The sequence below is a fragment of the Shewanella surugensis genome, from assembly GCF_023284005.1.
Classification (GTDB): domain Bacteria; phylum Pseudomonadota; class Gammaproteobacteria; order Enterobacterales; family Shewanellaceae; genus Shewanella; species Shewanella surugensis.
In genome coordinates, this window is record NZ_JAKIKS010000363.1 from 1 (window position 1) to 624 (window position 624).

1 protein-coding gene is annotated in these 624 nt (G+C 35.9%); it reads left to right on the forward strand.

All coding sequences use genetic code 11. From position 1 onward, the window contains the following. Positions 1-284 precede the first annotated feature (284 nt). The gene (locus tag L2764_RS27540) at positions 285-569 is read left to right on the forward strand and encodes a class I SAM-dependent methyltransferase (protein WP_248943510.1); all 285 of its coding nucleotides are present in this window, start codon (positions 285-287) and stop codon (positions 567-569) included. The last annotated feature ends 55 nt before the right edge of the window (positions 570-624 follow it).

Here is a 624-nt window from a genome sequence, read left to right on the forward strand (position 1 = left end):
CATCGGGATCAATTAAAACTCGGAATGTAGATAGTGCCTTGGGCACGGACTTAAGCCCTTTTAGGGCGTCACCCAAATAAGCCTCCGGCTTTGCCGGAGGTAAGTTAACTGGCTTAGGTATCAATGATGATTGGAGCTTTGAGAGTGATTTTTGTCAATATAAAGATGTGCCCGTTTATGCGTATGATGCATCAGTAAACAAGAAAGTATTTTTTAAGAATATTAAAAATGCACTACGAAGATTTCATAGACCAAAATACTTCTTACACTGGATAAAAGTTTACTTGTCATATAAAAATTTTTTTACGGGTAATCGAAAGCATATCGAGAAGTTTGTTGGTGTGAATGCGGGTGGAATTCATTGTTCTATGGAGGAAGTTTTTGAGACCGTTAATTACTCAAATATTTTTCTTAAAATAGATATAGAATGTTCAGAATATCGGATCCTGGATACCTTGATTAAAAACCAAGATAAAATCACTGGAATGGTGATTGAGTTTCATCATTGTGATGTGAGCTATAGTCGTTTCTGGTGTATGAGGATAAAGCATTGCGATGTAACCTGTTAATTGATCTTGGCCGATCAACAATTAACAAAAGGAACATCGCAATGACTAAAAATGA